The 22,501-nt window shown below is 66.0% G+C and carries 12 protein-coding genes; 4 read left to right on the top strand and 8 right to left on the bottom strand.

What is annotated here, in order from left to right:
- Window positions 1-21 precede the first annotated feature (21 nt).
- The 3 genes from H7F51_RS16760 to H7F51_RS16770 are packed head-to-tail and all read right to left on the bottom strand — an operon-like array spanning window position 22 to window position 5,564.
- Window positions 22-1,305 carry a TolC family protein gene (locus H7F51_RS16760; protein WP_185665467.1) on the bottom strand — a complete coding sequence of 428 codons (1,284 nt, stop codon included), beginning with the start codon at window positions 1,303-1,305 and terminating at the stop codon, window positions 22-24.
- Window positions 1,298-4,414: a CusA/CzcA family heavy metal efflux RND transporter gene (locus H7F51_RS16765; RefSeq protein WP_185665468.1), complete on the bottom strand. Its 3,117-nt coding sequence runs from the start codon at window positions 4,412-4,414 to the stop codon at window positions 1,298-1,300. The genes H7F51_RS16760 and H7F51_RS16765 overlap by 8 nt, the downstream gene beginning before the upstream one ends.
- 4 nt (window positions 4,415-4,418) lie before the next feature.
- Window positions 4,419-5,564, bottom strand: coding sequence for an efflux RND transporter periplasmic adaptor subunit (locus tag H7F51_RS16770; protein ID WP_185665469.1), 1,146 nt, complete (start codon window positions 5,562-5,564; stop codon window positions 4,419-4,421).
- A 101-nt stretch (window positions 5,565-5,665) separates the two neighbouring features.
- On the opposite strand from H7F51_RS16770, the gene H7F51_RS16775 reads away from it, so the two are divergent.
- Both H7F51_RS16775 and H7F51_RS16780 read left to right on the top strand, forming a co-directional pair.
- A complete protein-coding gene (locus H7F51_RS16775) occupies window positions 5,666-6,322 on the top strand; it encodes a response regulator transcription factor (protein WP_185665470.1) in 657 nt (218 codons plus the stop codon).
- A complete protein-coding gene (locus H7F51_RS16780; protein WP_185665471.1) occupies window positions 6,319-7,686 on the top strand; it encodes an ATP-binding protein in 1,368 nt (455 codons plus the stop codon). The genes H7F51_RS16775 and H7F51_RS16780 overlap by 4 nt, the downstream gene beginning before the upstream one ends.
- Before the next feature lie 65 nt (window positions 7,687-7,751).
- Here H7F51_RS16780 and H7F51_RS16785 read toward each other — a convergent pair whose 3' ends face one another.
- Both H7F51_RS16785 and H7F51_RS16790 read right to left on the bottom strand, forming a co-directional pair.
- Window positions 7,752-12,764 (bottom strand): DUF5801 repeats-in-toxin domain-containing protein, encoded by a 5,013-nt coding sequence (locus H7F51_RS16785; RefSeq protein WP_185665472.1) that lies wholly within the window; start codon window positions 12,762-12,764, stop codon window positions 7,752-7,754.
- A 492-nt stretch (window positions 12,765-13,256) separates the two neighbouring features.
- Entirely contained in the window at window positions 13,257-14,048 is a 792-nt protein-coding gene (locus tag H7F51_RS16790) for an IclR family transcriptional regulator (protein WP_246448662.1), read from the bottom strand.
- Between the two features lie 130 nt (window positions 14,049-14,178).
- Between H7F51_RS16790 and H7F51_RS16795 the strand changes: the two genes are divergently transcribed.
- Both H7F51_RS16795 and H7F51_RS16800 read left to right on the top strand, forming a co-directional pair.
- Entirely contained in the window at window positions 14,179-14,493 is a 315-nt protein-coding gene (locus H7F51_RS16795) for an L-rhamnose mutarotase (RefSeq protein ID WP_185665473.1), read from the top strand.
- A 244-nt stretch (window positions 14,494-14,737) separates the two neighbouring features.
- Complete coding sequence (locus H7F51_RS16800) at window positions 14,738-17,818, top strand: TonB-dependent receptor (RefSeq protein WP_185665474.1); 3,081 nt, start codon at window positions 14,738-14,740, stop codon at window positions 17,816-17,818.
- 229 nt (window positions 17,819-18,047) lie between these two features.
- On the opposite strand, the gene H7F51_RS16805 is transcribed toward H7F51_RS16800, so the two are convergent.
- From H7F51_RS16805 to H7F51_RS16815, 3 genes are read right to left on the bottom strand one after another with little or no spacing between them, the layout of a single operon-like run.
- A complete protein-coding gene (locus H7F51_RS16805) occupies window positions 18,048-19,919 on the bottom strand; it encodes a hypothetical protein (RefSeq protein WP_185665475.1) in 1,872 nt (623 codons plus the stop codon).
- A 13-nt stretch (window positions 19,920-19,932) separates the two neighbouring features.
- The gene (locus tag H7F51_RS16810; RefSeq protein WP_246448663.1) at window positions 19,933-21,366 is read right to left on the bottom strand and encodes a glycoside hydrolase family 28 protein; all 1,434 of its coding nucleotides are present in this window, start codon (window positions 21,364-21,366) and stop codon (window positions 19,933-19,935) included.
- Window positions 21,363-22,475: a PKD domain-containing protein gene (locus H7F51_RS16815; protein WP_185665476.1), complete on the bottom strand. Its 1,113-nt coding sequence runs from the start codon at window positions 22,473-22,475 to the stop codon at window positions 21,363-21,365. The genes H7F51_RS16810 and H7F51_RS16815 overlap by 4 nt, the downstream gene beginning before the upstream one ends.
- Window positions 22,476-22,501: the final 26 nt, after the last annotated feature.

A 22,501-nucleotide genomic window follows, 5' to 3' on the forward strand; every position in this document is an offset into this window, starting at 1 on the left:
CCGTTCAACAGGTCGGAGAAATCATGGGCGGGGCACGGCTTCATCCGCTTCGTCGCCGATCCACAGCTGGTGGCTGTCTATCCGGATTCTGGTGATGGCGCGCTGGGCATCGGTCCGGGCGACGACTTCGCTTCGGAATGCCTCGTGAACCAGCCGCTCGGCAAGCAGAACTTCGGATAGGCCAATCTCGCCGAGTTGCTGGCCGCGGCGGGTCTTCTGCAGGGCAGCGACCTGCGCATCGAGGGCCGTTCGCGACCTTTGCCAGGCTGAATAGGTCGCTTCGGCCTCGGCAAGGTCGGTGCTGGCCGTCTCGGTTATGTTGAGGCGCACCGCCTGCAGGTCGGCCAGTGCCGCGCTGGCCTGTGCCGCGGCTTCCTCGGCCTCGGCCGAGCGGTAGCCGCCGCCGAAGGGCAGGGTGAACTGAACCCCGGCGCCCTTTTCCATCCCGCCCTTGTCGGAGAAGACGCGCAGGCCGATGGTCGGATCGCCCATCCGCTCCTTGCGGGCCCGATCGGACTGAGCGTCGGCCTGCTGGGCCAGTGCCTCGGCGGCAGCCAGCTCATGACTGCGGCCGAGGATCTTGTCGTGCAGTTGGGCGAGGCCACTTTCGGGAAGCCGGGGCGGCGGCACGTCCGGTACGGCTGCGGGCAGGGCGAGGGCGGGGAACTGGGCGGAAAGGCGGGCGCGGGCCACGGCTTCGCGCCCGGCGCTGCGCACGGCCAGAGCGCGGGCGCTGCCGAGCGCGGCACTGGCCTGGTCCTGTTCCAGCGCCGAGCCATCGCGCAACGCTGCGCGGCGGTTCACCGCAGTGAGTGTCGTCTCGTAATTGGCCGCCGCCTGAGCGTCGATCCTGGCCTCCTGCGCCGCGCCCAGCCAGTCCCACCAGTCCTGCGCCAGCAGCAGGGCGGCCTGATGACGCGCATCTTCCGCCATGTTCCGGGCATAGGAAATGCCCCGTTCGCCGATCCTACGATCGAGCGCGGCCTTGCCCGGCAGACGCAAGGGCCGTGTCAGCAAGGCTTCGAACTCGTTGAACCGGCCGTTTGAAATGCCGTCGTTCACCGTGCGGTTGGCGTAGCTCCCGGTCAGGTTGAACTCGTGCGGTCCGCGTGCCAGCACCTCGGCCTGGGCGCGAGCGGCATCGGCCCGGGCATCGGCGGCGCCCACACTGGGATGGGCGTCCAGCGCCGCCGCCACTGCGGCCTTGCTTGGAAGGCCGGCCTCCGCATCGTCGGTGGCGGCCCGCGCCGCGCAAGGCAGCAGCGCGAGGACAAGGGGCAGGGCCTGGAGCCGATGATCAAGCATGGGCGTGCCCCTTCTCGCCGGCATCGCGCTCGGCCGGGCTCTCCCCGAAGCGCTCGTACAGGATAGGCAGCAGGATCAGGGTCAGCAGGGTCGAGGTGATCAGCCCGCCGATGACCACGATCGCCAGCGGCTTCTGGATTTCGCTGCCCGGCCCCGTGGCGAACAACAGCGGCACGAGGCCGAAGGCCGCGATCAAGGCCGTCATCAGCACGGGGCGCAGCCGCCGCCGCGCGCCGAGGCGCACCGCCTCGGGCAGGGCCATCCCGGTTTCGCGCAGCTGGCGGAAATAGCTCACCATTACGAGGCCGTTGAGCACCGCGATGCCGAGCAGCGCAATGAACCCGACCGAAGCCGGGACCGACAGGTATTCCCCCGAAAGCGCAAGGCTGATCATGCCCCCCACCAGGGCGAAGGGAATATTGACGAGGATGAGCAGCGAGGCGCGCACGCTCGACAGGGTCAGGTAAAGCACCACGAAGATCGTCAGCAGCGAGATCGGCAGAACCGTGGCGAGGCGGGCCGAGGCGCGCTGCTGGTTCTCGAACTGCCCGCCCCAGACGATGCGATAGCCCGCCGGCAGCTTGACGTTGGCGGCAATGTCGGCCCGCGCATCGGTCACGTAGCTGACAAGGTCGCGGCCCGAGACAAAGGCCTGGACCAGCGCGAAGCGGGAGCCGTTTTCATGCTCGAGCTTGACCGGTCCTTCGGTCCGTTCGACCTTGGCGACATCACTGGCGCGCACCAGTTGCCCGCTGGGGCTGCGATAGGTCTGGTCGGCAAAGGCCTGCGGGGACTGGCCGCCATCGGCGCCGGTGCCGCGGATCACGATCGGCACGCGGCGCAGGCCATCGGCCACGACACCCGCCCTCACGCCCTCCACCTGCGCCCGCATCGCGTCCTGCAACTGGTCGATCGGCATTCCGACCCGGCCGGCGGCGGTGCGATCGATGTCAAGTTGGAGGTAGTCGACCTTGTCGTTGGCGACGGTCAGGGCTTCGCTGGTGCCGGGCAACTTCTTCAGGCGCGCCTGGATCCGGGTGGCGATGCGGGCCAGCTCGGCATTGTCCGGCCCGAAGATCTTGATCGCCAGATCGCCCCGCGCACCGGTAAGCATCTCGGAAACGCGCATTTCGATGGGCTGCGTGTAGCTCGTCTGGATCCCGGGAAGATCGGCCAGCGCCGTGCGGATCTGGTCGACCACCCATTCCTTGTCGCTCACCCGCCACTCGCTGCGGGGCTTCAGCTTGAGGAAACTGTCGGTTTCGTTGAGCCCCATCGGGTCGAGGCCAAGTTCGTCCGAGCCGGTGCGGGCGAGCACGGCGGTCACTTCGGGCACCTTGTCCATGATCGCGCTTTCCACCCTGAGATCGCCATCGAGGCTGTGGGCAAGCGAAATGGCGGGCGCCTTGCTCAGCTGAACGATCACGCTGCCTTCGTCCATCGTCGGCAGGAAGGTCTTGCCGGTGAGGGCATAGGCCAGGCCGGTCAGGACCAGCGAGGCCCCGGCCACGGCGAAAACCAGCTTCTTGCGGGCGAAGGCAAGGTCGAGCAGGCGCGCATAGCGCGGGGTCAGCTGCCGCATCAGCCAGGGTTCGCGATGGCCGCCAGCGCCATCCGGCCTGACCTTGAGCACGTGGAACGAGAGCACCGGGATCAGGGTGAGGGCAAGGACCAGCGCCGAGAGCAGGGCAAGCACGATGGTCACCGCAACCGGGGCGAAAAGCTTGCCTTCCAGCCCCTCCAGCGTCAGCAGCGGCAGGAAGACTAGCGCGATGATCGCCATCCCGCTGGCCACGGGCGTCGCAACCTCGGCCGCGGCAAGGAAGACATTGTGAAGCTTGCCGGAGCGGGCATGGTCCGGGTCGGCGAGCCGCTCCACCACGTTCTCCACCACCACGACCGCGCCGTCGACCAGCATGCCCACCGCAATGGCAAGGCCGCCCAGGCTCATCAGGTTGGCCGTGAGGCCGATCGATCTCATGAAGATGAAGGTCAGCAGCGAGGCCATCGGCAAGGCCAGCGCCACGATCACCGAGGCCCGCACGTCGCCGAGGAACAGCAGCAGCAGGATCACGACGAGGACCGTGGCTTCGAGCAGGGCTTCCTCGACCGTCTCCACGGCGCGCTCGATCAGGTCGGACCGGTCGTAGAAGACATCGGCCTTCATGCCTGCCGGCAGGGTGGGGGCGATCTCGCCAAGCCGGGCCTTGACCCCATCGACCACCTGGGCGGCATCCGCTCCGCGCAGGGCAATGACCAGTCCTTCGACAGCCTCGCCCCGGCCGTTGCTCGTGACCGCGCCATAGCGCGTCAGGGCGCCGATGCGCACCTGCGCCACGTCACCCAGCCGCACCACGCCGCCCGGGCTTGATCTGACCACGACGGCGGAGAGGTCGGCGAGATTGCGGATCGCCCCGGTGGCGCGCACGATCAGCGCTTCCTCGCCGCTCACCAGCCGCCCGGCGCCATCGTTGCGGTTGCCGGCGCCGATCGCGGCCGACAGGTCGGTGATCGTAAGCCCGGCCAAGGCGAGGGCATTGTTGTCGGGCGAGACCTCGAACGTCTCGACCATGCCGCCCAGCGCGTTGACGTCGGCAACCCCGGGCACGGTCCGCAGGGCCGGGCGGATCACCCAGTCCAGCACGCGCCGCTTCTCGGCAAGGCTCTGCGGGCCCTCGAGCGTGAACATGTAGACGTCGGACAGGGGCGTGGAGATCGGCGCCATGCCACCGGTCACGGTCGCGGGCAGTTCGTCCATCACCCCGGACAGGCGTTCGCTGACCTGGTTGCGGGCCCAGTAGACGTCCGTCGCATCGTCGAAATTGATGGTGATGTCGGCAATCGCATACTTGGCGACCGAGCGCAGCACGCTCTGATGCGGAATGCCGAGCATTTCCTGCTCGATCGGGGCGATGACCCTGCTCTCCACTTCCTCCGGCGTCATGCCGGGGGCCTTCAGGATGATCTTGACCTGGGTCGTGGAAATGTCGGGAAAGGCATCGATCGGCAGGTTGGCGAAGGACCACGCGCCGAGCCCGGCCAGGGCCAGGGCCAGGCCGAGGACGGCCATGCGCCAGGCCAGCGCCCGTTCCACAAGTTTGCGCAGCACGGGCCTAGAGTTCCTGGCTCATGGTCTTGAGCTCGGCCACGCCGCTGGTGGCGACGACATCGCCGGGCCTGAGGCCGGCCAAGATGAAGGCCCGCTCGCCGATCTGCCCGGCAACGGTGACCGGAGCGGGCCGGAATCCGGCGGTGGTCCTCACGAAAACCTGATCGCCGCTGTCGACATGGGTGATGGCCGCAGCAGGTATGGTGACGCCCTGACCACTGCTGCTGCCTTGCTGGCTGGCGATCGCCACCATCACGCCCTGGCCGACGATGAGCCGACTGTCCGAGGGCAGGCTGGCCTTGGCGGGAAGGGCGCGGGTAACCGGGTCGATCGACTGGCCGACCGACAGCATCCGCCCGGTCAGGCTCAGCCCGTCCTGCACGACGCTGACGGCCATGCCGGGATGAACCTGCCCGGCAAGGCGCTCGGGCACCTGCAGGTCGACGCGCAGATTCGCGGCATTCTCCACGATGAAGGGCGCGGTGCCGTTGCCGATTGCCGCGCCGACATCGACTGACACGGCCGCGACCCGGCCCGAAATCGGCGCGCGCAGCACGATCGTGCCGTCGCGGCTCGCCCCGCCCAGGGCGAGCAACCGGCGGTTTTCGGCAACCGTGGCCTGGGTCGCCTGAAGCGCGGCGCGCGCTTCGTCGGCGCGGGCTGGGGCGATGATGCCTTCCCGCGCCAGCTGGTTCAGGCGCGCGGCATTGGCTGCGGCAACCGGCAATTCGGCCTGCGAGCGGGCGAGGGCCGCGCCGAATTGCACGGCCTCGGCCGCGCGGACCACGGCCAGCGCCTCGCCCTGGCGCACGACCTGACCCTGGATGACCATGATCCTGACCACGGTCCCGGCATAGGGCGTGGTAACCGCGACGCGGGCATCGGGCGGCAGCGAAATGACGCCCGGCACCGTGCCCACCGGCATGGCGGCGGCCGCCTGGGCCGCGGCAACCCTGATTCCCATCTTGCCAATCTGCGCCGCACTCAGCGTCAGCGAACCGTCCTTCGGCGCGGCCTCTTCGGCCGTTACATCCGTCGGCGCCGGCTTGCCGCACCCGGACAGGCCCGCCACGGACAGGCCCGCCACGGTCAGGCATAACGGCAGGACCACCGGGTGGAGCAGGCGAAAGGGCGGCGCGTGGTTTTTCATGGCTCCCGGATTTACACCCCGAAGCTGACAGGAACTTGTCAGTTTATCGGTGTAGGAGGGGCCAGGTCCCGCACCGACTCAGGGACCAGGGGATAGGGCTGTTGCGACTGCTCCTTGTCGAAGACGATGTTCAATTGGCCGCGCGCCTGGGCGGAAGGCTGCGCGATGCCGGCTATGCGGTCGATATCGCGCACACCTTTGCCGAAGGCGAGGCCTGGCCCGACCTCGACAAGATTGGCGCCGTCATCCTCGATCTCAATCTTCCCGATGGAACCGGGATGGACCTGCTGCGGCTGTGGCGTCGGCGGCGCCTGGCCTGCCCCGTCATCATCCTGACCGCGCGGGGCAGCTGGCAGGAGAAGGTCGAGGGGCTGAACGCGGGGGCCGATGATTTCGTGGTAAAGCCGGTGCGTTTCGAGGAACTGCAGGCCCGCCTTCATGCCGTGTGGCGCGGCCGGCAGGGTGCGGCTCAGGCATGGCTGGCTCATCGCGGGCTGCGGCTCGATCCGGCCGCGAAGGCGGCCGAGCTGGACGGCGAACCCTTGCGGCTTTCGCGGATGGAGTTCCGCCTGCTGCACCTGTTCCTGCGCAACGTCGGGCAGACCCTGCCGCAAGGCGATATCATCGAGCACCTCTATGACCTGGAAAGCGAGCGCCAGCCCAACGCGGTCGAGGTGCTGGTCGGCCGTTTGCGGCGCAAGATCGGCAATGGCCGGATCGAGACCGTGCGCGGCTTCGGCTACAGGCTCTTGGCATGAAGTCCGCCGTTTCGCGGCGGCGGATCGCGGTGACCAGCCTGCGGCTGCGCTATGCCGCGGCGATCATGCTGTGGGTGGCGGCCGGGATCGGCGGCATCTGGTTCTCGGCCACGCGGGTGTTCACCCGGCACATCGAGGCGCAGTACCACGATGAGCTCTACGGCCATGTCCGCGAACTGGCCGGGCTGGTGAACGTATCGCCCGATGGCCATCTCACGCTGACGCGGCCCCTGTCCGATCCGCGCTATCTCGAGCCGATGTCGGGTTTCTACTGGCAGGTCAGCGTCTGGCATGGCGACGTGCTGCGTTCGGCATCGATGCGGCGCGGCGGGCTGGACGAGGATGTGGCCCATTCGCCGGAAGTCTTCCATGCGGTGGACAACGGCCCGACCGGCGCGGCCATTTCCTACGGCTTCACCCGTCCCGCCCCGGATGGACGGATCATCCATTACGTAATCTCGACCGACAAGCGCTTCCTCGATGCCGCCATTGCCGGATTCACGCGGGAATTGACCCTGTGGCTGAGCGGTCTCGCCATTGCCTTGATGGGCACGGGCTGGGCGGCGATCGTCTTCTCGCTGAAGCCGCTCGATCGGCTGGCGCGCGCAATCGCCGACCTGCGCGGCGGCAGGCGGGAGCCGCTGCCCGGCACGTTCCCGCGCGAGATCAGCCCCCTGGTCGACGATCTCAACGCGTTCATCGTCGAAAATCAGGCGATCATTGCCCGGGCGCGGGTCCAGGCGGGCAACCTCGCGCACAGCCTGCGCACGCCGCTGGCCGTCATCACTGACGAGGCCGAGCACCTTGCCGCCTCGCCGGCCGGGGATGAGGCTGGCCGGAACCTGCTGGCCCAGACCGACATCATGGTCCAGCAGATCGAATTTCACCTGGCGCGGGCCCGCTCCGCCGCCATGGCCAAGACTTCGGGCCAGACCAGCCAGTTGCCCGGGATCTTCGAACCGCTCATCAATGCCATGAGCAAGTTGCATCCCGAGGTCGATTTCGTCCTGCGGGCGGGCGAGGGTGTCACCGCGACGGTTGAGGTCGATCCGATCGACCTGTCCGAAGTCCTGTCGATCCTGCTCGACAACGCGGGGAAATGGGCAGACTCGTCCGTGGTCATCGACCTTGCCGCCGATGGACAGGACTGCGTGATCACGATCACCGACGATGGCCCCGGCATGTCGGCGGAGCAGATCGCGGGGGCCTTCGGGATCGGCGTGCGCTACGATCTGTCCCGGCCCGGGTCCGGCCTTGGCCTCGCCATCGCTCGTGAAATTGCCGAAGCCTACGGGTTCGACCTCACCCTTGCCCCAGCTCCGACGCGTGGGCTCGCGGCCCGGCTTGCCGTACGGATGGCGTGAACGCGGCGGCGGAATGATGCGGATGGCAGGGCCGGCCGTCAGGCCGCCCCTGCCTTGCTCCGCGATCAGGCCGGGATCAGCGATGCATTCGCCAGCAGCAGCTCGGCGTCACTGGCCGTGAAGCTGGCGGTCAGCGGCGCCAGTCCGTTCTGGCTGGTGTCCCCGGTCACGTCGATGGTCAGCGACTGGTTGGCCGAGGCATCGCCATCATAGTCGATCACCTTGACGTTGAAGACGAACTGCGAATCCGGGGTGATCTCGGTCAGGAAGCCGATGTTGACGATCTTGAAGACGTCACCGTCCCAGGTGCCGCCGTTGTTGCCGCCGCTGTCCTTGACCGTGTTGAACGGATCGGTGCCGTTGATGGCTGACCCGCCGGTATCGCCCAGGGCGCGATTGAGATCGATGCCCGTGCCGGTCAGTCCCTCGGTCGATGCGACGACCTGGGCGCCGGAGATGGTCCAGTTGTCGTTCTGCAGGACGTTGTAGTCGTTGCTCTCGATCACGATCAGGCCGTCGTTCTGGTCGATCGTCTTGGGATCGACATAGCTGGGCGGGATCTGGTTCGCCTCGGCGATGTGGAAGATGTCCTGGTACTGGACGATCACCGCCCGGGTGGTCGTGATGCTGGCATCGTCCCGGTCGACCAGCTTGAGCACGACGACGAGATCCTCGCCGTTGTCGAGCGCGTCGAACTCGATGAACATTGTGCCGGTCGTGGCCTTGGCCACGCCCGAATTGAGGAACCCTTGGGGGTTGGCCGCATAGAAGTTGAAATCGAGCACTTCGCCGGCCTGCATCGTGTCGCCGGCCGTGCCGGCCGCCGTGCCCGAAACGCTGACCCAGGTGGGAGCTTGGGTGAACAGCTCGCCGTTGGCGAAGTTGTCGTCGTCGCCGTTGCTCCAGGCTTCGCCGGGAGCCAGCGCATCGAGGTTCTTGTTGTTGCCGATGCTGTTCTGCTGGCTCGCGTTATTGCCGTCGGTACCTCCGCCCGTCTCATGCGCGCCGGTGAACTGCACGAAGAAGTCATCGGCCAGCGCCGCCACGGTCACCTCCGGCTGCGACGAATCGGGCGTGCTCGTGTTCGGCAGATAGCCGGCGAAGCCCTGCGCATTGGCCAGCGACAGGATGCCGAAGCTGGAAATCGGATCGGTCAGCGTGAAGGTATAGGTCCCGTCGTCCTTGTCGAACAGCAGGGTGCCGCCATTCGCGGTCGGCGTGTTGCTGCTCGGATCGGAAACGTAGCTGAAGGTGAAGGAGAACCGGGCCTCCGTATCGGTTTCGGAAACCCACGAGGTCGTGCCGACCGTGATCGGCGCCCCGCCGATCGTGCCGTTGAAGATCAGGCCGCTGGCCAGCGCCGCCGAGAAGTCGGAATTGGTTGCGCTGTAGGTCGTGCCGACGCGATCGTCGAAGCCGATGGCATAGACGAAGTTGCCGGTCGCGCCGGTCGTGGTGATGGTATCGTTCGACCCCGCCGCGTCGTTGCTGGTGTCGTTCGCAGTGGTGACCTCGGGGCTGTCGTCGTCGACCACGATGGTCAACTGGATCGGCGCCGCCGCGCTGGACTTGTCGTCGTCGTTGTCGATCGCCTGGAGCAGGATGCCGATCTCGAGGTTGAACTCGTCCTCGGTGTTGGCGATGGCATGATCGATTTGGTCGATCAGGGTGAAGTCGAAGGCTCCGGCAACCCCGCCGACGTTCAGCTCGAAGGTGAAGACGTCGCGGTCCTCGCCCTGCTGGTAGCCGGTATTTGTGCCGTCCTCGACGTAGCCGGTCAGCAGGTCGCCGGTCTGGTCGTAGGCAAGCAGATCGCCTTGCGAATAGGTCACTGGCGGCGTCCCGCCGAAGTTGGCGAGCGACATGGTGAAGCTCTTGAGCCCGTCGGAGCCGCCGTCGAACAGGGCGGTAACGGTTCCGCTGACCACGCGCGGCGCATTGATGTCGCCCACGCCCCCGGCATTGCCGCCGGCGCCGCCGTCATCGTCAACCGTGGTTTCAACGCTGGCGCCGGTCACGCTTGGCCCGTCGTCCTCGAAGTGGAAGGCGTCGCCGATGTTGGTCGGGGCGCTCTGGCTGTCGCCGTCACCATCACGGATCGTCGCCGTCAGCACGATCAGGTCGGGCGGCATCTTCTCGGCCGCGGTTCCGGTCTCGATCGAGTCGAGCGGATCGCTGTGATAGATCGCGCGGTACTGGGTCAGCGTCACATTGCCCGAGTTGGCATCGAGGTCGATCAGGAATGCGACGGTACTCGTAGCGTTTTCCAGGTATCCCTCGATGTCGCCGCCGCCGGTCAGGCGCAGCAGGATGTCATCGCCGCTCAGCGTGTCGACCAGTGTGGAGTTGGTCCCGTTACCGTTCTTGAGCGACATGGCGAAGGAAACGGCGTCGAGATCCTCGACATCGTTGTCGTCGCTGTCCTTGTACCCGTCATCTCCGAAGTCGGTGTTGAACAGGCTGGCGAAGCTGGTCGGCCCGGCGCTGTCGGTGATGTCCGTGTCGTCGGTTACCAGCGCTGGGAGCGGGTTCGCATTGCGGCTGATCGTCGGACCATCGTCCTCGAAGTGGAACGCATCGCCGATGTCGGCGGGCGCGCTCTGGCTGTCGCCATCGCCGTCACGGATCGTCGCGGTGAGCGTCACGAGCCCGGCCGAGGCAAAGCCCGCCGCCGAACTGCCGGTTTCGGCCGGATCGCCCGGATTGTCGTGGACCACCGAACGGACCTGTTGCAGCGTCACGTCGCCGCTGTCGGAATTGACGCTGATCCTCAGTGCCACCGCCCCGGCGGCATTGGGGCCGAGATTGTCGTCCAGCCCGACCCGGCCGACCACCACCCCGCTCTCGAGGTAGAGGTAGATCCTGTCGCCGCTCAGCGTGTCGAACAGCCCGCTGAGCACGCCGCCGGTCGCGCTCACGCCCAGGGCATAGGAAATGGCGTCAGGGTCCTCGACGTCGTTGTCGTTGCTGTCCTTGAAGCCATCCTGGCCGAAGTTGCCGGTAAACAGGCCGGCGAAACTGGTCGGCCCGGCGCTGTCGGTGATGTCGCTGTCATCGGTCGTCAGCGAAGGAACGGCGGTCAGGTTGCGGCTGATCGTCGGCCCGGCATCCTCGAAGCGGAAGGCATTGCCGATGTTGGCGGGGTCGGTGTCGCTGTCACCGTCGCCGTCGCGGATCGTCGCGGTCAGCACCACCAGGTCGGCAGCCATCGACGCCGCGGCAGTGCCGGATTCGACCGGGTCGGCCGGGTCGTCATGGACCACCGAGCGGTACTGGGTCAGCGCAATGGTGCCCGTCGTGGTGTTGAGATCGATCAGGAACGCCACGGTCGAGGAATTGGTCGAGACGTAGCCCTCGACGTCGCCGCCGGCCGTCACGCGCAGCCAGATCGCATCCCCGCTCAGCGTGTCGGTCAGCCCGCTGACGGTGCCTTGCCCGTTCTTGAGGGACAGCGCATAGGTCAGCGCGTCGGCATCCTCGAGATGGTCGTTGTTGTTGTCGAGGAAACCGTCCTTGCCGAAAGCCGGGGTGAACAGGCCGGCAAAACTGACCGCGCTGGTGGTCTGCGGCACCAGGCTGTCGTCGGTCGTCAGCAGCGGCACGGAACTGCCGTTGTTCACGATGCTCGGGCCGTCATCGTCGACGAAGAGATGGGAACCGAGCCCGGTGGTGGTGTCGAAACCCTGGAGAATATCGATCCGGCCAACGTCGAAGGCGTTGGTGGTCGAAAGCGCCTGGACCTGGAAGCGGTTGAAGGTGTCACCGCCAAGGGTCGTCCACTTTACCGTATCGAGCGCGTGCAGGCCGGTGATGGTGAAGGAGTTGTCAAAGGCATCGTCGACGAAAGTCACCGCGATGCCGCTCTGGTTGCCGCTGGCATTGAAGGTATAGGTGGTGTTGCCGCGAACAACGGAGACGCTGCCGATCTTGATCGCCGCGTCGTCGTGCAGGGCGCTGTCGGTGTCCTGGTTACCAATATAGGCGAAGCTCTCCTCGACGGTCGTGCCGCCACCGGCTTCCCACAGCGAGACCCGCATGTCGGCATGGGTCCCGGTCAACTGCGAGACGAACAGCCCGGCGCCGGTCGTGTTGATATAGTCGCCGCTGGCAGAGCCATAGTTGATCTGCTGGACATTGGTGCCAGTGGCCTGCTGGTTGGTGGCCGTGGCCTCGCCCCTCGTCGGCAAGGGCACAAATCCGCGGACCAGCGTGAACACTGCGGTCGAGCCGTCGGTTACGTTCTGCCCCTGGCCCCCGGCCACGAAGTGCTGCGAGTTGACGCCGATCGTGGCGCCCGCGCCGCCCTGGCTGGTATTCATCGTGTCGCTGGGATCGGTGCTCCCGCCGGGAATATGCTCGCCGTACTTGTTGCTGCCGGAATCGTCGTTGACGTTGAGGTCAGCGCCCGTGACCAGCAATCCGGCGGATTCCGTGCCGATTGCCACCCACAGGAAATTGCCCGATGCGAGGTTGTCGAAATCGAACGACAGCGATCCGGTCGCGCCGATCTTGAGCACGTCGGAAAAGTTGATCGGGTCATCGGGGTTGGCGGCGTCGGGATGCTTGAGCGCCTCGAACGTCACCATCTGGACCTGCCCGCTCAGGTGGTTGTCCGCCTCGTCAAGGTAAAACGCGGCGACGATGCGGCCTGCCCCGTCGGTGGCGCTGGTGGTCAGCGTGGCAAAGCTGTTGTTGGCGGCAACATGGAAATAGAGCACTTCATCGTCGAGCGAGGTGACGCTGGTGATCATCCCGTTGCCCGTTGCCGAGAAGAACAGGTCATCAATCGTCTCGCCGTCCGTCGCCGAGACGGTGATGAACGTATCACTGCTGGATGCCCCGCCGACCGAGGCGGCAAAGCCCAGCGCCGCATCTTCCGCGCTGTCGGCAGCGTTCAGGCCCATCAGGAACGTGAGGAACTCGCTGTCGAGGACAGCGCTGGTCAACTGGTTGGTCGCGGGGTCGTAAGACAGCGCCACGTCGTTGTCGGTGAGGGGAGCCGTGCTGTCCGCTGAGTTCTGGATGCCGGCGGTTTCGTCAAGAACGAGAGACGGCGCAACGGTGATGGAAATGGACATGACAAGCTCCCCCGCAAAGGGTCGGCGTCCGCGGAGCGTTCTGTCTTGGGTTCCCGCGGTGTGGCCGGCCAAGGCCGTCATAGCTGACGGCAATTCAAGGCGATTGCGACCCGACTCGCAGATGTTTTGTCGTATATTAGGGTTTGCTTGGCCTGTGTCAAACGGATTGCCGCAGTAAAGTGCCTATAAATACTGCAGCATTATAGAAGAGGATCTATATGTATATGTAAATATATCCCATCATAACATGATTTACATGACAAATTAGATGGAGGGTTGTGGCGACGTTAGTGTTGACATGCGTGTCAATAAAGGCGCTCTGTCCCCATTCGATTGGTCGTCGCGCGCGGGCCCGCTCTGCCTGGCCCCGTTGAACCCCGATTGACTTGCTCACCCGCGCCGCTTCACAGCGAATTCACCGACAGCGTTGAGCGGGGCGGCGTGCCCGGCCCCGGATCGCACCTGCCGCCCCGTCCCGCATCGGGACGGCCGTCAGCCGGCGTAACCGGCCAGTGCGCTGATTTCGCGGGCCGAACGAGCGACTTTCCCGGCCAGCTGTCCGGCGTCTTCGCCCTGGTAGTATTGCGTGGCGCCAGCGATCGATATCGCCATGACGATCCGGCCCTTGGCATTGCGCACGGGCGCCGCGATCGAATGCACGCCGTCGCCCAGTTCGCTGTCGTGGTCGACGACCTGGCGCACCTTGAATTCGCGCATATGGGCGATCCAGCGCTGCACTTCGCTTTCGGTGACACGGCCGTTGCGCGAGGCGACGTAGAGCCGGCGCCAGGTTTCTTCGCCCTCATCGAGCAGCAGGGCCTTGCCGAGGCCGGTTTCGGCGATCGGGCGCACGTCGCCGGGAATGGTGGCCACGCGCAGCCGCTGCCGGCCATTGACCCGGTCGAGGTGGCGCGACCAATCGCCCTCGCGCTGCCCGGCAAAGGAACAGAACCCGGTTTCAGAGGAGAGGACCTCCAGCAGCGGCCGCGCGAGCCGGACGAGGTCGGTCTGCGATTCCGCCATGGCGCCAAGCTGCAGCAATTTGGGGCCGAGCGCGAAACCGTCCGGGGTGATCGACAGATAGTCGCGCGATTTCAGGGCGTGAGCCAGGCGGTGCGCCGTCGTCTTGCTCATGCCGAGCTTGCGCGCGATCTCCACGGTCTTGATCGGGCCGGCGATCACCTCGTCGAGTATGTCGAGCGCGCGCATCAGGGTCTGCGCGCCCTTCACTGCATTTCGCGCCTCGGGTTCGGCCTGTTCGATCATGTCAGTGGTGCTGTCCATTGCCTGCATATCCAACATCATACCGGGCAAGTCACCCGGGAATTGACGAGCCTCCGCACCGCTCCCTTACCATTCTATGCGTTCCGGTATATGAAACAAGTGGTCATATCGCAGAACGTAGGGAAGCCTGATGTCGGTTCACGCCTTTCGCATGCAGCTCAAGCCCGGCCAGATCGCCGAATACCGCCGCCGCCATGACGAGATCTGGCCGGATCTCGCCAGGCTCCTGAAGGACGCCGGGATCAGCGATTACCGGATCTTCGTCGATCCGCAGACGGGCGCCCTGTTCGCCGTGCTGACTCTCGCCCCGGACAATCGCCGCGATGAACTGCCCGGCGCGGCGGTCATGCTGCGGTGGTGGGATTACATGGCCGACCTGATGGAAGTGGACGAGACCAATCGCCCGCGCGAGTGGCCGCTGCATGAGGTGTTCCATCTTCCCTGATCACCCGGTGGCGCAGCGGGTTAGGGGAATTGCGGCCTGAAACCACAAAGTGGATCAAATCTGCGGATATTGCCGAAAAAGGTCCACAATATGGATTTGAACTTCACATAGGGCTTTACACGGCAAAAAAATGGGATCAAACATTCCGGGCTAGTAGACGGAATAGAGCCGTCACGGCGGGGGCAGGATCGCTGGCAACCGATGAGCGACCGTCCTCCGTCCGCCTTTTGAGAGGGAGGTTCACATGAAGGCATCCTTGTTCACGGATTCCGCATCGCGTCTGGGTCAGGTTTCGACCGCCACGATAGCGATCGCTCTTGCCGTGGGGCTCCTCGCCCCCGGCGTCGCCGCCGCGCAGGAGGCGGCACCTCCGGCGGCCACCGCGCCCGCCGAGGAAAACGATGCCGAGACGATCATCGTCCAGGGCTTCCGCGCCTCGCTGGAAAGCGCCATCGCGGCCAAGAAGATCTCGAACAACATCGTCGACGTGATCAAGGCCGACGACATCGCCTCGATGCCTGACGCAAACCTCGCCGAATCGATCCAGCGCATCCCCGGCGTGTCGATTCAACGTGACGGCGGCGAGGGCCGCAACGTCACCGTGCGCGGTCTCGGCGGCGATTTCGTGCGCACCACGCTCAACGGGATCGAGGCTTTCTCCGCCACGACCGGTTCGACCCTCGGCGTCGTCGCCGGCATCAACCGCACCCGCGGGTTCGACTTCTCGACCTTCGCCTCCGAACTGTTCAACGCGATCACTGTCAGCAAGAGCCAGTCGGCCGAAATGGACGAAGGCTCGCTCGCCGCCTCGATCGACCTCGCCACCGCCAAGCCGTTCGACAAGCCGGGCTTCCGCGGCGGGCTCAGCGTGCAGGGTGCCTATTATGACAATAATCGCTCGGTAGCCCCGCGAGTTGCCGGGCTGCTGTCAAACACGTGGGGCGATTTCGGTGTGCTGGTCTCGGCCGCCTATTCCAAGCGCAAGGCGCAGGAAGACGGTTATTCCGACACCTCGCAGTCCGACTATTCAGACGCACTCGAAGGGTTCTGTGGCACGGCGGTGGATATCGCCAGCCAGGCAGGCAGCCAAGTGGTCAACGATGCCATTCCCTTCGTCAATCCGCTCAGTGCGCTGGCCGCCGGCAGGCCCAACCGCCTTCCGAACCAGTGTTTCTCGGGCAAGCCGTCGGACCCGGTCGCTTACGCCGCGATCAATCAGCCCGACGTGTTCCTGCCGCGCAACCCGGGGCTAGGCCGCTTTCAGCTGGATCAGGAACGCCTCGGCGTCACGGCGGCAATCCAGTACCAGCCGTCCGACGACACTCACATCACGATTGATGGCGTCTATTCGCGCTACAAGCAGGATCGAACCGACTACGCGCTGTCGCTGGCCTCCAATAACCGCAACGTGAACGGCGCTTCCAGTACCTTCCCGCTGTTTGCCGGCCGCGTCGACAGCCAGATCATGGATGTACACGTGCAGCCGTCCGGGCAGGTCGACTACATGAAGCTCAACAACGTCGACATCAAGCACATCCAGGAACGCACCAAGACCACCACCCAGACTTACGAGTTGGCACTCCACCTCGAACAGAAGCTGGGAGATCGCCTGAGCTTCGACGGCAAGGTCGGTATTGCCGGGTCGGACTTCGACCAGCCCTATACGATCCTCATGAGCTATGACGGCTTCAACAAGGACGGCTATATCTGGGATGCGCGCAATGACGTGCGCCGTCCTTACATCAACTACGGCTATGACGTGACCAACCCGGCCAACGTCACCTTCACCAATGCGGGCACCGGCCTCACGCCGGATATTCGCATCACCAAGGCTCGGGTGAAGAACTACCTCAAGACCGCAGCCGGCAATTTCGCCTACGAGCTGAGCGATCAGATCAAGCTCAAGAGCGGCGTAATGTACAAGGAATACACCTTCCGCTCGGAACAGACCCAGCGCCTGTTCGCCAACAACTCGGCACCTTGCACGGTTTCGTCTACCAACGTCACGGGCACGGCCTGCACGAACCCGGGTGCCTACACGGCCTTCAACTTCGCTCAGTTCGCGGCCGATTTCCCCACCCTCGGCGCGCTCAGCGAAACCCTGACCGGGTTTGGCGGCCAACTCGGCCTGCCGGCCGGCTCGGTGACGAGCTGGGTCGTTCCGAACGTCGACGCCTTCGTGGACAAGCTGGGGCTGCTCTGCAACTGTGCCAACAAGTACGGTGATTTCACGCTCGGCGTGAATACCGGAGCCCTCGGCAACAACCGCTCGGTCACGGAGAAAGACCTTGGTGTTTACGGTCAGGCTGACTTCGACTTCGACCTTGGCGGCCATGCCCTGCGCGGCAACGTGGGCCTGCGCTATGTCCGCACCAAGGTGGCATCGACCGGGTTCCTGTCACTGACCACCCAGGTCACCGTGCCGAATTCGTACACCGACTGGTTGCCCTCGGCCAATATCAGCTACGAGATCCGCAACGACCTGATCCTGCGCGCAGCCTTTGCCAAGGTCATGGCGCGTCCGGGCCTCAATGCATTGAACCCGGGCGGCACCGTCAACACGACCTTCGGTCAGCAGTCGGCCACAATCGGGAACCCCTTCCTCGCTCCCTATCGTGCCAAGAACTACGACCTCAGCCTCGAATGGTATCCGAAGCGCGGCACGTTCTATGGTCTGGCCTTCTTCTACAAGGATGTCGGCAGCACGATCCAGAGCCAGGCTGCATCTGAGCCCTTTGGTGCCACCGGCCTGCCGCTCAGCCTGCTCACCGGGCTCAATCCTGCGCAGGATGCCAACACGCCGTACACGGTGACCCGCTTCCGCAACACCAGCGGCGGCTACATCACCGGGCTTGAGGTGAACGTTCAGCAGCCGCTGGAATTCCTTCCCGGGTTCCTCAAGCACCTCGGGGTGGCGGCGAACTATACCTACGTGAAGTCGAAGGTGCTGTATTATCTCTCGGCCGCAGCGAACGCCGCGACGACCCGTGACCAGTTCATCAACGTCTCGCCCCACTCGGTCAACGCCACCCTGTTCTACGACGATGACCGCTTCTCAGCCCGCGTCTCGGTTGCCTACCGCGATGCCTACCTGACGGCCCTGCCGTTCAAGGCCGAGGTGCCTGACGGGAACTACAGCTATGCTACGACCAACGTCGACGCCTCTATGTCGTACAAGTTGACGTCGCGCCTCAAGATCACCGCTGACGCTCTCAACATCACCAACCAGGCCGCCGACCAGTACAGCGGCGCGGTGCGCAAGTCGCAGCGGGTGTTCTCGACCACGGGCCGCCAGTTCTTCGTCGGAGCGTCCTACACTTTCTGATCCCACCCTCCCTGACGCGGAGTGGAAACTGGCCCGCCCGGCTTCGGCCCGGCGGGCCATTTTTTTTCCTACAGGAGCACGACCTGTCACCCTTCACGGGCTCTTTGACAGCGTGGGATCAGGCCGCCGGGAACGCTTCCGCGCGGCGGAAAAGGTCAACCGGTCCAGGGGCGGAGAATTCCTCCCTGAACCGTGTCAACTTCGTCAACTTCGGCGCAAATGCGCCGCCTTACGGGTTGGGGACGGTCGAAAGCCGGTCATAGTCGCGCCAGTGGGCGTTCATCGTGTCGATCTTGTGCTTGAGCTGCGCGGCCACATCGGGACCGAGCCGCATGACCGTCTCGTCCTGTCGGCGCTCGGCAAGGTCGAGGATCGGCTGGCCTGACGAAAGCATCAGGGCGCGCAAGGCGACCATGGTGTCGATCTCGCGCCGGGCGAGGGCCATCAGGTCCTCGCGGTCCCAATCGGCGCGGGCGCCAAGCGGGGCGTCGGCCTCGGGCTTGGCCGTGCGCTGATGAACGCGGTCAAGCTGGGCCTGATAGGAAACCATGTCGTCGGCCGACTGGAGCAGCAGGGCGAGCGCCTGAAGACGCATTTGCTGCACCAGCCATTCCTGCCGCCGCGCTGCATCGGGAGCGGCGGCGGCAAGCTGGCCGGCGATTGCGGCGGCGCGCTCGACCCGTGGTTTCGCCAGTTCGACCGCGCGCTGGAACAGCAGGTGCGCGCCCCAGCCTTCATACATCCGCATGGCCTGTATGTCGGCAAGGTTGGCGGCCTGCTCCTCGCCCTTGGCCTGGAACAGGAATGGGCGCCAGTCGGCCTTTTCGGCGGGCGTCAGTTCGAGCGGGAAGGGCACCATCGGCCGCGTGATCCAGCGATTGAGGACATGCCCGAAGCGCAGCATGGCGCCGAAATCGAGCACGTCGAGATAGCGCGCCGCGCCGTCGAGCGCGTTCCACTGCTCGATCAGCAGGTCGGCCCGGTCCTCACCCACTTCGCTCGACGCGAAGAGCCGCAGCGCGGCAAGCCGCTGGCTGCGGGTCGCCATCGGCTGGTCCTTCGTCGCGCGCAGCAGCCGGGCCGTGAAGGGCAGAGCGCTTTCCTCGCCAAGCGGGACCACGACATGGCCGCCGGAGGGCTTCACCACCGGCTCGAAATCCGGGGCAACGATCCCGGTGACCGGATAGAAGGCCGCCCGAGTGGGCGCGCGGCCCCACGTTCCGCCGTCGTAAGGCTTGCCGTCACCCTGCCTGCCGTTGACGGCGAGGCCGGGTTCGAGCTTGCGCAGGATGTTCTCCAGAACGTCCGGCCCAAACGTCGGGATCATCCACTGGCGCGGCTCGATCTGGTTGATGTTGATGCGGATGTCGCGGCCGATATCGCGCGCCGCGCCCTTGAGCGTGTTCATGAAGCCCGCAACCCGGTCGGCCACCGGACGGTCGCGGAAATCGGCATTGCCGTTGGCCCCGGGATAGAGCCCCGGCGTCCAGTCGAAGCCTGAGCCTGCGTCGGTCGTGGTCCAGACGAAACTGTCCACCGCCGGGCAGGCCTGCAGCAATTGCTGGATCGACTGGCGGTAGATCGCCAGCATCTCGGGCCGGTCGACGTTCGGGGCGAAATGGGTCTTGGTCGAGCGGGCAGGATGGTCGATCCGCGGTCCGCGCAGCTCGGGGTGCGCGGTGAAGAAGGCTTCGGGCAGCACCGCCGGCTCGTTGGCCCGCCAGACCGCGCGCAGGTTCAGCCGTTGCAACACGCTACAGCGCTGGCGGACGATCGCCTGCATCCGCTTGACCCAGACCGGATCGATGAACGGGGCGACCGCGCCGGTCGGGAAGACCTTGAGCATCGATGCGTGGTGAACAAACCATTCGGGATAGGTATCGCCCTTGTCCAGCTCCCAGTCGGCCAGCGGCAGGCCTTCGGTGACCACGACTTCGGTGGCGCCGATTTCCTTGGCCAGCGCCGCGCGGCGCTCGAACCCGGCGAGGTCGTCGGCGTCGCTGATCGGCCGGCCGACTGCTTGCGCGAAGGCCGGTGTCGGGCCAAGTGCGGCCGGCAGTGCAAGGGCGAGCAGCGGCAGGGCCAACAGCGAGGGCTTCATCCGGGCAGTCTCCTCAGGAAATCGCAATTTCGGCCACGCGGCCGGGGTGCGCGGAAGTGCCGGACAGCCCGGCATGATCGAGGCCCGGCGCATCCTCGGCCTGGAGCAGGTGCGTGAAATAGTCCGGCGGATTGGGCCCCCAGCGCACGGTGCAATTGCGCAGGGTAACCCGCTCGGCATGGCGGATCGACACGGCGGGCGTGCCGCGCCGCTCGATCGGCTCGACCACTTTCGTCGGGCGATTGTCGAAGACGCCGCCGGGATAGCGAGTAGAGCGGGCAAGGGTCAGGTCGACGGCATCGAAGGTGACGTCGCGCACGCGTCCACCGCCGAGCCCCTCGACGCGGATCGAGTTCTCCGCCGTGCCACGCACCCGCTCGACCTGAATGTCGTGGATCGTGCCGACCCGGGTTTGCCCATCGCGCGGGATGGCGGTGAACGAAATCGCCTCGCCCCGGCCCCACCACGGCGCCGAGTGGTAGCGGGCGGCGAAGGTGATGTCGCGGAACACGATATCGTGGACATTGCCGGAATCGCGCAGCTGGATGCACAGGCCGCGGCAGCCGCTGACCACGCGGCAGCGCTCGAACTGGATCGAGTGGATGTCTTGATGAGTCTCGGTGCCGATCTTGAGGCCGCTGTCCTGCGTTTCAAGCACGCAATCGTGGACGTGAATATCGCGCGAGGGGCCGTACTTTTCATGCCCGGCGGTCGCCTTGACCACGATTGCGTCGTCGCCGCAGATGATGTGGCAATGGCGGATGATCACGTCCTGGCAATGGTCGGGGTCGATCCCGTCGCAATTGGGCACGTCTGGCCGGTTGAGGATGGTCAGCCGCTCGGCCACGACCTTGCGGCAACCGAGGAGGTGGACCGTCCAGCTGGGCGCATCGCGCAGGGTGATGTCGCGGATCGTCAACCGGGCGCAATTTTCCAGCACGATCAGGCGGGGGCGGAAGCCTTTGGGAATCCACCATTCGTCCGCCGCGTCGTAGCGCTCCATGAAGTCGAGGCTGCGCCCGTCGATCGTGCCGGCGCCGCTGATGGTGAGGTCGTCGGCGCCGAGGGCGTGGAGCAGGGCGCCGGGGCCGGAAATGCCCTCGGCCGCAAGCCCGCTCGGCGCCTCGCCGCCATAGCGCGCCGGATCGGTGCTGACCCGCAGCACGGCATTTCCGGCAAGGTGGAAATCGATCCCGCCGCGCAGGGTGAGGGCGCCTGAAAGGTAGGTCCGGCCGGCCGAAAGGCGCACCTGCGCGCCGCGGCCGGCACGGGCGGCGGCGTCGATCGCGCGCTGGATCGCGGCGGTATCGTCGGCCTTGCCATCGCCCTTCGCACCAAAGCGCTCGGGCCGGAACGGGCGCGCTCGGGTGGCGGCGAGGGCAAGGCCCGGCAGGCCGATGGCGCCGAGCATGGCGAGCGCGTGGCTGAGCAGGGTGCGTCGGTTCATTTCTGCGGATCTCCGGTAAACGAGACGTCCCACACCTTTTCGAGCCGCGAGCGCCCGGTGGGGCCGGTCACCTCGAGGGTGACCACGAACTTTCCGGCCGCGGCATAACGGTGGACGGGAGCGGGTTCGGTCGATGCGGTGCCGTCGCCGAAGTCCCAGCGGCGGGCGGTGACGGGGCCAGTGCTCTCGTCGCGGAAAGCGACATCGCGGGTCCGGCTATCAAGGATGCGGAACGACCAGTCGGCCTTCAGCGCCGGATCGGGGCGCGGCATCAGGCGAAAGGCGCACAGCTCCGAGGCCTGCCCGTACATCGTGTGGCGGGGGGAGAGGTTCCAGAAGCCCTGCTTGCTTCCATCGGCGCCGTCACGGTCGATCAGGGCCCATGCCATGGCGATCAGGCTGTTTTCGGTGAGGGTGGTTTCGACCGATTTCTCCGGGCCGTCCGGATCGGCATGGTCGAACGGGGTGATCCAGAATTCCAGCGCGAGATGGCCCTTGCCGCCGGGCTTCAGCGCATGGCGGTAAGCGAAGTTCGACCAGGGCAGGCGCTTGATCCAGCTCGCCTGCGGGCCCCAGGCCATGGCGACATCCTTGTCTCCGGGCGGGGTGAACACGTGATAGTTCTGGGCGTGGACGTTCTGGAAATGGAACCAGGCGTCATGATCGGAAAGCCCGGCGCCCAGCGCGGGATGAAAGCGGGCGATCAGCGGGCCGCCCGAACGGTCGGCGTCCACCACCAGTTCGAAGATATCATTGCGCAGGCCGGGCTGGCCGAAGTCCCAGTAGTCGTCATCCACCTCGTAGAGGAAGAACAGGCGGTTAAGGCCCTTGACCCAGCCGACCCGGATGCGGCCCGAGAGACTGGCCGGATCGGGGCGGTGATTGCTGCCGTCGTCCGCCGCGAGCCGGTCCACCCCGACCGATTCGGCGGGGGTGACCTCGGCCCAGTCCGCTGGGTCTCCGTCGATCCGGGGGATCGCGTCGGGGGCGAATTGGTGGATCGAAAATGGGCCGCAGGGCAGCGCCGCGGCGGCGGCCGGAAGCGGGCCGCAAAGCCACAAAGCCGCAGCCCAGACAGTCCGCCGCACGGTGCGGGGAGATCCTCTCATCAACCGGACCCCTAATTTTGTGGGTT

Origin of the sequence: Novosphingobium flavum, assembly GCF_014230315.1 — a bacterium.
Classification (GTDB): Bacteria; Pseudomonadota; Alphaproteobacteria; order Sphingomonadales; family Sphingomonadaceae; genus Novosphingobium; species Novosphingobium flavum.

Coding starts and splice junctions, on each gene's coding strand:
- H7F51_RS16760 (WP_185665467.1), bottom strand. CDS start 1,305: ATGCTTGATCATCGGCTCCAGGCCCTGCCCCTTGTCCTCGCGCTGCTG.
- H7F51_RS16770 (WP_185665469.1), bottom strand. CDS start 5,564: ATGAAAAACCACGCGCCGCCCTTTCGCCTGCTCCACCCGGTGGTCCTG.
- H7F51_RS16780 (WP_185665471.1), top strand. CDS start 6,319: ATGAAGTCCGCCGTTTCGCGGCGGCGGATCGCGGTGACCAGCCTGCGG.
- H7F51_RS16785 (WP_185665472.1), bottom strand. CDS start 12,764: ATGTCCATTTCCATCACCGTTGCGCCGTCTCTCGTTCTTGACGAAACC.
- H7F51_RS16790 (WP_246448662.1), bottom strand. CDS start 14,048: ATGGACAGCACCACTGACATGATCGAACAGGCCGAACCCGAGGCGCGA.
- H7F51_RS16795 (WP_185665473.1), top strand. CDS start 14,179: ATGTCGGTTCACGCCTTTCGCATGCAGCTCAAGCCCGGCCAGATCGCC.
- H7F51_RS16800 (WP_185665474.1), top strand. CDS start 14,738: ATGAAGGCATCCTTGTTCACGGATTCCGCATCGCGTCTGGGTCAGGTT.
- H7F51_RS16805 (WP_185665475.1), bottom strand. CDS start 19,919: ATGAAGCCCTCGCTGTTGGCCCTGCCGCTGCTCGCCCTTGCACTGCCG.
- H7F51_RS16810 (WP_246448663.1), bottom strand. CDS start 21,366: ATGAACCGACGCACCCTGCTCAGCCACGCGCTCGCCATGCTCGGCGCC.
- H7F51_RS16815 (WP_185665476.1), bottom strand. CDS start 22,475: ATGAGAGGATCTCCCCGCACCGTGCGGCGGACTGTCTGGGCTGCGGCT.